Here is a 10,388-nt window from a genome sequence, read left to right as displayed (position 1 = left end):
GCGCGATGTCGGCTCCCACGCCGGTGAGCGCCTATCTGCACTCGGCGACGATGGTCAAGGCGGGTGTCATCGCCGTCGCGATCTTCGCTCCGGCGCTGGGTGAGACCTCGGCGTGGACTCCGCTCGGCATCGCGTTCGGTCTCACGTCGATGCTCTGGGGTGCGATCGGGGCGCTCCGTCAGGTCGACGCCAAGTTGATCCTCGCCTGGGGGACCATCTCGCAACTGGGGCTGATGATCGCGTTGCTCTCGTACGGCTCGGCGAAGGCGACCTTCGCGGCGCTGTCGATCCTCGTCGCGCACGCCGTGTTCAAGGCGGCGCTGTTCATGGTCGTCGGTGAGATCGACGTCCGCACCGGGACTCGCGACGTGCGTGAACTCGGCGGACTGTGGCGATCGATGCCGATCGCGTTCGCCGTCGCGCTCGTCTCGGGGTTGTCGATGGCGGGCGTTCCGCCGTTGCTCGGGTTCCCCGCCAAGGAGGCAGCGATCGAGGCGGCACTCGGCGCGAGCGGATGGGAGCGCGGAGTACTGCTCTGTGGGATCGTCGGGGGCTCGGTCCTGACCGTTGCGTACACGACTCGGTTCCTGGTCACGACGTTCGGACCCGGCGACAGCGTCACCGCCGTGGCGCCGCGACGCATCTTCATCACCGTCGCCACGTCCGTGCTCGGCCTCGCCAGCATCGTCGGATTCATCGCTCTCGACGCCGTCTCCGAGCTGGTCAGCAACGCCACCGCCTGGCTCGATCCCGACACCGTCGTGTACTCGCTACACCGCTGGCCCGGCCTGACGACGGCGCTGGCGCTGTCCCTCGGGATCACGGTCGTGGGCATCCCGATCGGAGTCGGTCTCGCGCGACGGACCACGAGGGTCGCCCGAACGATCGGAGCCGACGCCGCCGATGCGACGATCGACGCCGTCCTGATCATCGCCCGTCGGGTCGCGGCGCTCGTCCAGCACGGCTCGTTGCCGGTGTACATGGTGACCGGCGCCGCGGTCGCGATTCTCGCGGCGGTCCCGTTCATGTCCGCCGTGGACCTCGACGCGCTCGAGACGTGGGACAATCCGCTGCAGTTGGGACTCGGGATCCTCATCGTGCTCGGCGCGATCGGCACCGTGCGGATCCACGGACGGTTGGGCGCCGCGCTCGGGCTCGGGTCGGTCGGGTTCGGGATGGCCGGAATCTTCGCGGTGCACGGTGCCCCGGACCTCGCGCTCACCCAACTCCTCGTCGAGACCGTGGTCGTCGTGGGGTTCGTGATCGGGCTCGGACACCTCAGCCGTGAGTTCCCGCCTGTCGGTCAGGTGTGGAGGACCGTGCGCATCGTCGTGTCGGCCGGGATCGGAGCCGCGGTGTCGATCGGTCTGGCCGCGAGCGCCGCCGATCCATCGGGCGTTCCTCCGCTGGACGAACTGACCGAGCGGGCGCTCGAGATCGGTGGCGGGAACAACATCGTCAACGTCATCCTCACCGACGTGCGCGGGCTCGACACGTTCGGCGAGGTCGTGGTCCTCGTCGCTGTCGCGGTCGGCATCTTGACGCTGTCGCGGATCCGTGACGGAGGACGCGACGCGTCGGAGACGGAGCCCGACTCGTGATCGCGGAGCGTTCCCTCGTCGTTCGCGACGGCATCCGTCTGGCGAGTCCGCTGGCCGCGGTGGTCGGCGTGATGTTGTTCTTCGCGGGGCACAACCAGGCGGGTGGTGGCTTCGCTGCGGGCCTGGTGTTCGGATCGATCTGCGCGCTCCGCAGCGTCGTCGGACTCTCGATTCCGCGGCATCCGCTCCGCCTGATGGCGATCGGCGGAGCGATCATCGGACTCGTCGCGATCGCGCCAATCGTTGCCGGTGACGTGGCGCTCGATCAGTACATCTGGCAGCACACGTTCCCGGTGCTCGGCAAGGTCAAGGTCGGCAGCGCGTTGTTCTTCGACCTCGGCGTGACGGTGATCGTGCTCGGCCTGGTCACGGCCGTCCTGGAGGGCCTCGGAGCCGACGAGCTGCGCGGCACCGACGGGTCGGTCACCAGCGCCGTCGACGGGGGTGGCGAGTCGTGAGTGCGACGTTGATCCTCGTGGTCGGTTGCCTGACAGCGATCGGGACGTACCTCGCCACTTCGCGGGTGCTCAGCCGGATCGTGCTCGGGTTCGCTGTGCTCGGTCACGCTGCGGTTCTCGCGTTGCTCACCGCCGGCGGGCCGGCAGGCCGGGCACCGCTCGCCGACCGCAACGACGTCGGCGAGACCTCGAATCCTCTGCCGCAGGCGCTGTCGCTGACGGCGATCGTCATCTCGTTCGGGTTGACGCTGTTTCTGCTCGCGCTCGCCCGGCGTCAGCAGTGGCTGAGCGGCGACGACGTGGTCGAGGACGATCTCGAGGATCGTCGCGTTGCGCGGCGCGCCGAATCGACCGATGACGAGGTCGACTCGTGATGGCGATCACCGCGCTCGCCGTGATCCTCCCGCTGATGGCGTCGATGATCGCCCTGGGCGTACGCCAGTACGACGCCCTGCGCGACCTGGTGGCGCTGGGTACCCATGCGACCTGCAGCGTCTTCGCGGTCGTCCTGCTCTTCTACGTCGAGGCGAACGGTGCGGTCGTGGTTCGTCTCGGGGGCTGGGCCCCCGAACTCGGGATCGTGCTCGTGGCCGACACGTTCGCGGTCCTCGTGCTCGCGGTGGCGATGGTCACGATTCTGCTCGTCGAGATCTTCGCGATCGGCCAGCGCGGCACATCGTCGGGTGCCGACCCCAAGGTGGTCGGTCCGATGCTGCTCGTGCTGACCGCCGGCGTGGCGCTCTCGATCCTCTCCGGCGATCTGTTCACGCTGTTCGTCGCGTTCGAGCTGATGCTCGTCGCGAGCTATGTCCTGCTCACCCACCAGGGACGCGCCGGCCAGGTCCGATCGGGAATGACCTACGTCGTCATCAACCTGTTCGCGTCGACGCTGTTCCTGTTCGGCGTGGCGTTCGTCTACGCCTCGACCGGAACCGTCAACCTGGCTCTGCTCGCGGAGCGGATCCCCGAGCTCGGCAACGGCGTGCGGTGGGGCATCGGACTGTGGTTCCTCGTCGTGTTCGGGACGAAGGCGGCGATGTTCCCGCTGTTCTCCTGGCTTCCCGACAGCTACCCGACCGCGCCGACGACGATCACAGCGGTGTTCGCCGGTCTGCTGACGAAGATCGGGATGTACGCGATGGTCCGATTCCACACCCTGACCGGGATGGACGACCTCGGCGGTGTGATCCTCGTGATCGCCGGTCTCACCATGATCGTCGGTGTCGCGGGAGCGCTCGCGCAGGACGACATGAAGCGGATCCTCTCGTTCCACATCGTCAGCCAGATCGGCTACATGATGATGGGGCTCGGCCTGTTCACGGTCGCCGGCGTCGCCGGTGCGGTCATCTTCATCGTCCATCAGATCCCGGTGAAGACCGTGCTGTTCCTCGTCGGGGCGATGGTCGAGGCCGACCGGGGGACGTCGGCGCTCGGACGAGTCGGAGGAATGCTCACCCGCCGTCCGTGGCTGGCGCTGATGTTCGCGTTGCCCGCACTCAGCCTGGCCGGCCTGCCGCCGTTCTCCGGGTTCGTCGCCAAACTCGCCCTGATCGACGCGGGCATCGACGCGACCTCGGTCGCGATCGTCGTGGTCGCCCTCGTGGTGAGCGCGCTGACCCTGCTGTCGATGGTGAAGATCTGGATCGGTGTGTTCTGGGGGAACGACCCCGCGGACGATCCGGGCTCCGCAGTGGGCACGGTGGCCGCGGGCGTCGAGAGCGTGCCGAGGAGCGGCTGGGCGACGATGTCGGCGGCAGCGATGGCGACGATGACGATCACGCTCGTCATCGCGTTGTTCGCCGGACCACTGTGGACGATGAGCGAGCGTGCGGCCGCCGAACTGCTCGACGGAGAGACGTACATCCATTCGGTGCTCGACGGGGGCGAGCGATGAGTGTGGCGAACCTGCGACGATGGTGGACGTTCCGGCGAGCGGTGTCGATCGCCTTGTTGACGGTCGCCTGGTGCGCGCTGTGGGGATCGCTGAGCGCTGCGAACGTGCTCTCCGGACTGCTGGTTGCAGCGGTCGCCACGACGCTCGGGAACCCGCCTCGTCACGGTGGGGTGCGACTCGGTCCGCTGCTGCGGCTCGTCTGGCTGGTCGCCATCGACCTCGTCGTCTCGACGACGGTCGTCGTCCGCGAGGTGCTCACCCCGACCGACTTCACCGACGAAGCGATCATCGCCATTCCCGTTCCGCCCGGCCGCAGATCCCATCTGCTGCTCATGTACGTGGCGATCACCGTCACGCCCGGCACGGCGGTCGTCGCGGCCGAGGCCGATGGATCGAAGATCTACCTGCACGTCCTCCACGCGGACCGACGAGCGGACGTCGAGGCGCACACGCTGCGGTTGTTCGATCTCGCGAGCCGCGCGTTGCCGCTCGATGAGAGCGAGGTGCGGTCGTGACGGTGGTCGTGATCGCGTACCTCGGCCTCATGGTCGCAGCCGCGACGGCGGTGTACCGACTCGTCGTCGGGCCGACGCTCGCCGATCGGGTGATCGCGCTCGACCTGTTGCTGGTGGCGTTGATGACGGCCATCGTGATCGACGCGGCGGACCGTGGGACGACGGCCTGGCTCAACCTGCTCGTGGTCATCGCGATCATCGGGTTCACGGCGACCGTCGCCGTGTCGCGGTTCATGGAGCGGCACGAATGATCGCGATGAATCCGCTGGCGGCGGTATTCCTGCTCGGGGGAGTGGTGACCATCGTGCTCGCCGGGGTCGGGCTCTTCAAGCTGCGCACGCCGTACGCACGCATCCACGCCGCCGGCAAGGCGAGCCCGGTCGCATTTCTCATCGCCGCGGTCGGGGCGTCGATCGAACTCGGTTGGGGCGCCGCTGCCAAGCTCGCTGTCGCCGGCGCGGCGCTGATCCTGACGCTTCCGCTCGCGGTGCATCTCCTGTTCCGCGCGCTGCATCACACCGAGCGCGCCTACGACCCACCCGTCGACGAACTGAGCGAGCGTGACGCACATCCGGGTGGGGGTGCGCAACGGTGATCCCCGTTCGTCCGGTCTGGGTGATGACTTCTCGTCGGCCGGTCGTCACAATCGCATCACGGACCTGCCACGAGGAGAACCCATGACCGTCGGAGATCAAGGTGACCACGATCATCGCGCGCAAGCGCACGCGCGCGCGACCGGGAGAGCGCGGCGATGACCGATCGTGCACCGGCGATCGGCGATCCCGATCCCGTCGCGATGTTGCGGAGTCCGAGTTACCTCGTGCTCCTCGTCTTCGGGGCGCTCATCGGCGTTCCGGTTGCGGCGGTCGCCTACGGCTTCCTGTGGGCCGTCGCCGAAGTGCAGCAGTACGTGTTCACGACGTTGCCGGACGACCTCGGGTTCGACTCGCAACCCGGCTGGTGGCCGATCCTCCCACTCGCATTGAGCGGCTTGTTGGTCGCACTCGCGATCCAGAAGCTCCCGGGTGAAGCGGGTCACAAGCCAGCGGAAGGCTTCAAGACGGGTGGACCGGTCCTCCCGATCGAGCTGCCGGGGATCGCCCTCGCGTCGTTCGCGACGCTGAGCCTCGGTGTGGTCCTCGGACCGGAGGCACCGCTGATCGCGATCGGGAGTGGTCTCGGGGTGCTCGCCGTCCATCTGCTCAAGCGCGATGCACCCGCAGCGGCGCTGATGGTGATCGGCGGTGCCGGAAGTTTCGCGGCGATCGCGACGCTGCTCGGTTCTCCCCTCGCAGGTGCATTCCTGCTGATGGAGGCAGCCGGGCTCGGGGGCGCGATGATGGGCGTCGTCCTCGTACCCGGCCTGCTCGCGGCCGGTGTCGGATCGCTGATCTATGTCGGTCTGGACAACTGGACCGGCGTCGGGACGTTCTCGCTGGCGATCTCCGACATTCCGCCGGCGAGCTCCCCGACGATCGCTCAGTTCCTCTGGGCGATCGCGATCGGTCTGCTGGCAGCGGTGGTCGGCGCCGGAATCACACGATTCGCGTTGTTCCTCCAACCGATCGTCGAGCGCCGCATGGTGCTGTTGATGCCGGTGGTCGGAGCCTTCATCGGCGTGATCACCCTGGTCTTCGTGACGGCCACCGATCGGACATCGGCCGACGTCCTGTTCTCCGGTCAGGATCAGCTCGGGCCGATGATCACCGAGGCATCGAGCTGGACCGTCGGCGCGCTGTTGCTCGTCGTCGTCTGCAAGTCCCTGGCGTACGGCGCGGCGCTGTCGAGCTTCCGTGGCGGTCCGGTCTTCCCGGGCATGTTCATCGGTGCCGCCGGAGGAATCGCGCTGTCGCATCTGCCCGGGTTGCCCATGATCGCCGGGGCCGCGATGGGGATCGGCGCGATGACGGTGGCGATGCTCGGCCTTCCGCTGGTGTCGGTCCTGCTGGTCGTGTTGTTCCTCCAGGCCGATGGGTTGCAGCTGATACCGGTCGTCGTCGTGGCGGTCGTCGTGTCGTACGTCGCGTCGGCGTGGCTCAAACCGGCCCCGGCCCCGACGCCCACATCGGTCGACACCACCGTGTGACCGACCGTCGGTGTGACCGACGCTCGGTGTGACCGATGTGATGTGTCCATCGTTCGGCCCGATCCCCTGGGTACGTTCGACTCATGGTTGCCAGCACGATGAACCCGGACCGCGTCGCATGCGAGATCGTCGACGATCCACAGCGGCTGATCCCTTTCGACGCCGTGCACAATTTCCGCGATCTCGGTGGCTACGCCACCGATGACGGACGCACGATCGGATGGGGCCGACTGTTCCGCGCCGACGGTCTGTATCGACTGACCGATGCAGATCTCGACGTGATCGACGCGCTCGGCATCCGCACGGTCGTCGACCTCCGCTCGGCACGTGAGTTCGACGACCACGGCCGGTTCCCGCTCGAGCGGTACCCGGTGGCATTCCACCACCTGCCGATCCTCGACGCCACGTGGCAGAGGGACGAGATCCCGGCGGTCGAGGACACCGAGGACGGGGCCGTCGAGTTCTTGACGTGGGCCTACGGTGACATGCTCGCGCAGGGTGCCGACCGTTTCGCCAACGCGTTCCAGGTCCTGGCCGTTCCCGGAGCGGCGCCGGCGGTGTTCCACTGCGCGGCGGGCAAGGATCGCACCGGGGTGCTCGCGGCGTTGATCCTCGGCGCACTCGGGGTCGACCACGAAGCGATCGTGGCGGATTACGCGCTCACCGAAGCGGCGATGGTCCGGATGCGCACCTGGGTGCTCGCGAACCATCCGGAGATGGCCGATCGAATGGGCGAGACCCCGGCGTTCATGCTCTCCTCCAAGCCGCAGGCGATGCGCAACATCCTGGACACGATGACCCGCGATCACGGCTCGGTGCGCGGATACCTCTCGACCATCGGGGTCGGGCCTGCGGTCATCGCCGAGATGGCCGACGCCGTCACCGTCTGATCCATCGTCGTCCGAGACGACGTTCGAACGGCGAGCGACTCAGCTCTCGATGATCTCGACGTCGAGGATGCGGATCTCCTCGGTCGGCGTCTGACTGCCGTCGGTCGGGCTCAGCGCGTTCATCGATTCCACGACGTCGAGGTCGTCGGCCGGCACCTGACCGAAGAGGCTGTACGCGGGCGGGAGCGCGACTCCGTGCTCGCCGGTGACGATGAAGAACTGGCTGCCGTTCGTGTCGGGCTGCGAGATGTTCGCCATCGCGATCGATCCGACCTCGTAGGAGCCCGGCTCGGGGAGTTCGTCGGCGAACCGGTACCCGGGACCGCCGCTTCCGGTGCCGGTCGGATCTCCACACTGCACCACGAAGTCCTGGACGACCCGGTGGCAGATCGTGTCGTCGAAGTAGTTGTTCCGCGCCAGGAAGACGAAGTTGTTGACGGTCAGCGGTGCGGCCGTCTGGTCGAGGTCGATCGTGATGTCACCCGACGAGGTGGTGACGACCGCGGAGTACTGCACGTCGGGGTCGAGACAGAACGGCGGTTCGCCCGCGAACTCCTGGGTGACCGTGTCGGTCCCGTCGGCGGGGGGACAGGCGTCGGCCGTGGCTGCCGAGCCGCCGTCCGCGACGGCAGCCGAGTTCTCGACCGTGTCATCGGACGGGGTGGCGTCGCCGCTGCCCGAACATCCCGCAGTGACGACGGCGAGCGCGGCGAAGCCGGCGGTGAACGTGCGCGCGAAGCGCATCAAGAGATGCGGATGGCGGGAGCTGCGACGGTCTGTTCCGACGTCACGGGCATGCCGGTGGTGTCGTCGCCGTCGTCGACGAATTGACCGGCGACGACCACGAGGACGAACACCGCCACGATCGCCACCACGACGAGCGCGACGATCTTGATCGTGCGCGATTTGGCCTGCTGTCGAGCGACCTCGCTCTCCCGCCGTGCCTTGTTCGCCTTCTGTCGTTCTCGTTTCGCAGTTCCCACAGTGGGGTCACGATATCGGTCGCGTCGGCGACGGTGAAGCCGACGCTCGATCACGCCTCGTTCGGAACCCGCAGGACGACCTAGCGTCGGCCTCGATGAGTGATCGGTCCACAGGTGTCGCGATGTCGGAGGACGAACTCCACGCCCTGGTCGGGCGGCGATTCCCGGGAGGGACCCGCACGATCGAGCATTGGGAGAACTGGCTGCTGACCGACTGCACCGGAACCGATCAGCTCCCCGACGCACTGGTCCATCCGATCGCGCTGTTCCACGTCCCGATCCAGGGTGCCGGCACGTCGATCGCCGAACTGTTCGAGATCAGTGGCGCCCAGGGTGCGGGTTCGGTCGGACTCGATGGATATGACTGGGAGTACTTCACGCCGATGCGCGAGAACGTCGAGTACCGGGTCGAGGGTGAGGTCACCGAGGTCGAGCGCACGGTGTCGGCCGAGACGGGGCGGATCGCCGATCGATTCGTGTACTCGATCGATCTGACCGATCCCGACGGCGTCCTCACCGCCCGGATCACGAACCACTGGAGGATCCGGCGATGAGCGACGTCGAGGTCGGAACCGAGATTCCGCCGTGGACGATGGAGTTCGTCGATCCGCAGCGGATGAAGACGATGGCGGCGATCCTGCGTGACCCGTACGAGGTCCACTGGGACCACGAGGCGATCCGACCGCTGGGTTTCGATCGCGTCATCAACCAGGGCCCGCTCAACCTGTCGTACGCCGCGAACATGCTGATGGCATGGCAGGGAGCGTCGAGTATCCGGCGCCTGACCGTTCGCTTCACCCAACCGGTGTTCGAGGGTGACGCGCTCGTCGCTCGGGGCACCGTCAGCGGAATCGACCACGTGGACGGCGAGCGTCGCGCGACCTGCGACATCCGTCTCGATCGTGGCGACGAGGCTGTGATGGTCGGCACGGCCGTCGTCGCGCTCGACGGTCAGATCGCCTGATCACGCTCGTAGATTGGTCGACGTGGCACGCGTGCGTCTCTTTGCGTCGGCCCGCGAAGCCGCGGGGACGGGCAGCGACGTGATCGACGGTGACACCGTGGCCGAGGTCCTGCGTTCCGCCGAGGAACGCTACGGCGCCCACTTCTCCGAAGTGTTGGCAACGTGTCGGGTGTGGGTCAACGGTGACGAACTCGATCCGGGTGCTGCCATCGGACCCGACGACGAACTCGCGGTGCTCCCGCCCGTGTCCGGTGGGTTCGCATGAGTGCCGACACGACCCCGGATGTGTGAGCGGGTGACCCGATGAAGATGGATCGACGCGTTCAACGGGTCGCGATCATCTCGCTGCACACGTCCCCGCTCCTCCAACCCGGTGCGGGCGACAGCGGCGGGATGAACGTCTACGTCCGCGAGTTGGTGTCGTCGCTCTCCCAGACCGGGGTCGAGTGCGTCACGTTCACCCGTGCCGACCGTGAGGGCCTCGCACCCGAGGTGTTCGTCGAACCGAATCACCGGGTCGTGCACATCGAGGCGGGTCCCCACTACCTCCCGAAGGAAGCGCTCCCCGACATCTCGGACCAGTTCTGTCGTGGCGTGATGGAGTGGTTCCGGGCAAACGGCCCGCCCGATGTGATCCACGGCAACTATTGGCTGAGCGGCGTCGTGGGACACCACCTCAAGCACGCGTTGAACGTCCCGTTCGTCTCGACGTTCCACACGTTGGCGCGCGTGAAGGCCGAGGGTGGCGATCCCGAACCGGCATGGCGCGATCGCGCCGAGGCCGAGATCATCCAGTGCTCCGATGCGATCTGCGTCAGCTGCGTCGAGGAAGAGGAACAGTTCCGCCGGCTCTACGGCAATCCGCGCGGACGGATCGAAATCGTCGCCCCCGGGGTCGAGCACGCGTTCTTCGCTCCCGGTGATCGGGCCGGAGCCCGTCGTGCGATCGAGCGACCCGGCGACGATCCGCTGATCGTGTTCGTCGGCCGGATCCAGC

15 protein-coding genes are annotated in these 10,388 nt (G+C 67.6%); 13 read left to right on the top strand and 2 right to left on the bottom strand.

The window, feature by feature from the left end; genetic code table 11:
- The 9 genes from mbhE to WBV89_RS09070 all read left to right on the top strand — a co-directional run.
- A partial coding sequence (gene mbhE / locus WBV89_RS09110; RefSeq protein ID WP_423981023.1) for a hydrogen gas-evolving membrane-bound hydrogenase subunit E occupies positions 1–1,601 on the top strand: 1,601 nt, incomplete at its 5' end.
- Positions 1,598–2,059 carry an MnhB domain-containing protein gene (locus WBV89_RS09105; protein WP_423981022.1) on the top strand — a complete coding sequence of 154 codons (462 nt, stop codon included), beginning with the start codon at positions 1,598–1,600 and terminating at the stop codon, positions 2,057–2,059. The genes mbhE and WBV89_RS09105, both read left to right, overlap by 4 nt.
- Positions 2,056–2,433, top strand: coding sequence for a sodium:proton antiporter (locus WBV89_RS09100; RefSeq protein ID WP_423981021.1), 378 nt, complete (start codon positions 2,056–2,058; stop codon positions 2,431–2,433). The genes WBV89_RS09105 and WBV89_RS09100 overlap by 4 nt, the downstream gene beginning before the upstream one ends.
- Positions 2,433–3,953, top strand: coding sequence for a proton-conducting transporter membrane subunit (locus tag WBV89_RS09095; RefSeq protein WP_423981020.1), 1,521 nt, complete (start codon positions 2,433–2,435; stop codon positions 3,951–3,953). The genes WBV89_RS09100 and WBV89_RS09095 overlap by 1 nt, the downstream gene beginning before the upstream one ends.
- Positions 3,950–4,468 carry a Na+/H+ antiporter subunit E gene (locus WBV89_RS09090; protein WP_423981019.1) on the top strand — a complete coding sequence of 173 codons (519 nt, stop codon included), beginning with the start codon at positions 3,950–3,952 and terminating at the stop codon, positions 4,466–4,468. The genes WBV89_RS09095 and WBV89_RS09090 overlap by 4 nt, the downstream gene beginning before the upstream one ends.
- Positions 4,465–4,719 carry a monovalent cation/H+ antiporter complex subunit F gene (locus tag WBV89_RS09085; RefSeq protein WP_423981018.1) on the top strand — a complete coding sequence of 85 codons (255 nt, stop codon included), beginning with the start codon at positions 4,465–4,467 and terminating at the stop codon, positions 4,717–4,719. Before WBV89_RS09090 ends, WBV89_RS09085 begins: the two co-directional genes overlap by 4 nt.
- A gap of 5 nt (positions 4,720–4,724) precedes the next feature.
- Complete coding sequence (locus WBV89_RS09080; RefSeq protein ID WP_423981017.1) at positions 4,725–5,063, top strand: cation:proton antiporter; 339 nt, start codon at positions 4,725–4,727, stop codon at positions 5,061–5,063.
- A gap of 156 nt (positions 5,064–5,219) precedes the next feature.
- The gene (locus WBV89_RS09075; protein ID WP_423981016.1) at positions 5,220–6,554 is read left to right on the top strand and encodes a chloride channel protein; all 1,335 of its coding nucleotides are present in this window, start codon (positions 5,220–5,222) and stop codon (positions 6,552–6,554) included.
- Between the two features lie 83 nt (positions 6,555–6,637).
- On the top strand, positions 6,638–7,444 hold the full coding sequence (locus WBV89_RS09070) for a tyrosine-protein phosphatase (RefSeq protein WP_423981015.1): 807 nt from the start codon (positions 6,638–6,640) through the stop codon (positions 7,442–7,444).
- 39 nt (positions 7,445–7,483) lie between these two features.
- On the opposite strand, the gene WBV89_RS09065 is transcribed toward WBV89_RS09070, so the two are convergent.
- Both WBV89_RS09065 and WBV89_RS09060 read right to left on the bottom strand, forming a co-directional pair.
- Positions 7,484–8,188, bottom strand: coding sequence for a peptidylprolyl isomerase (locus WBV89_RS09065; protein WP_423981014.1), 705 nt, complete (start codon positions 8,186–8,188; stop codon positions 7,484–7,486).
- Positions 8,188–8,427, bottom strand: coding sequence for a hypothetical protein (locus WBV89_RS09060; protein WP_423981013.1), 240 nt, complete (start codon positions 8,425–8,427; stop codon positions 8,188–8,190). The genes WBV89_RS09065 and WBV89_RS09060 overlap by 1 nt, the downstream gene beginning before the upstream one ends.
- Before the next feature lie 95 nt (positions 8,428–8,522).
- Here WBV89_RS09060 and WBV89_RS09055 point away from each other — a divergent pair, with 95 nt between their 5' ends.
- The 4 genes from WBV89_RS09055 to WBV89_RS09040 form a co-directional block, all read left to right on the top strand.
- Positions 8,523–8,981, top strand: a complete 459-nt coding sequence (locus WBV89_RS09055) for a hypothetical protein (RefSeq protein WP_423981012.1) — start codon at positions 8,523–8,525, stop codon at positions 8,979–8,981.
- Positions 8,978–9,391, top strand: coding sequence for a MaoC family dehydratase (locus WBV89_RS09050; RefSeq protein WP_423981011.1), 414 nt, complete (start codon positions 8,978–8,980; stop codon positions 9,389–9,391). The genes WBV89_RS09055 and WBV89_RS09050 overlap by 4 nt, the downstream gene beginning before the upstream one ends.
- 22 nt (positions 9,392–9,413) lie before the next feature.
- Positions 9,414–9,656, top strand: a complete 243-nt coding sequence (locus WBV89_RS09045) for a MoaD/ThiS family protein (protein ID WP_423981010.1) — start codon at positions 9,414–9,416, stop codon at positions 9,654–9,656.
- Positions 9,657–9,694: 38 nt separating this feature from the next.
- On the top strand, positions 9,695–10,388 hold a 694-nt coding region (locus WBV89_RS09040; protein ID WP_423981009.1), incomplete at its 3' end, for a glycosyltransferase.

The organism is Ilumatobacter sp. (assembly GCF_049588435.1).
Lineage (GTDB): Bacteria > Actinomycetota > Acidimicrobiia > Acidimicrobiales > Ilumatobacteraceae > Ilumatobacter_A.
The sequence above is the reverse complement of the archived record's forward strand: the minus strand, read 5'-3'. Positions and strand labels throughout refer to the sequence as shown.

Excerpts from the sequence above, each read along its gene's own strand:
- WBV89_RS09095 (WP_423981020.1), top strand. The coding sequence starts at position 2,433 with ATGGCGATCACCGCGCTCGCCGTGATCCTCCCGCTGATGGCGTCGATG.
- WBV89_RS09090 (WP_423981019.1), top strand. The coding sequence starts at position 3,950 with ATGAGTGTGGCGAACCTGCGACGATGGTGGACGTTCCGGCGAGCGGTG.
- WBV89_RS09080 (WP_423981017.1), top strand. The coding sequence starts at position 4,725 with ATGAATCCGCTGGCGGCGGTATTCCTGCTCGGGGGAGTGGTGACCATC.
- WBV89_RS09075 (WP_423981016.1), top strand. The coding sequence starts at position 5,220 with ATGACCGATCGTGCACCGGCGATCGGCGATCCCGATCCCGTCGCGATG.
- WBV89_RS09070 (WP_423981015.1), top strand. The coding sequence starts at position 6,638 with ATGGTTGCCAGCACGATGAACCCGGACCGCGTCGCATGCGAGATCGTC.
- WBV89_RS09065 (WP_423981014.1), bottom strand. The coding sequence starts at position 8,188 with ATGCGCTTCGCGCGCACGTTCACCGCCGGCTTCGCCGCGCTCGCCGTC.
- WBV89_RS09055 (WP_423981012.1), top strand. The coding sequence starts at position 8,523 with ATGAGTGATCGGTCCACAGGTGTCGCGATGTCGGAGGACGAACTCCAC.
- WBV89_RS09050 (WP_423981011.1), top strand. The coding sequence starts at position 8,978 with ATGAGCGACGTCGAGGTCGGAACCGAGATTCCGCCGTGGACGATGGAG.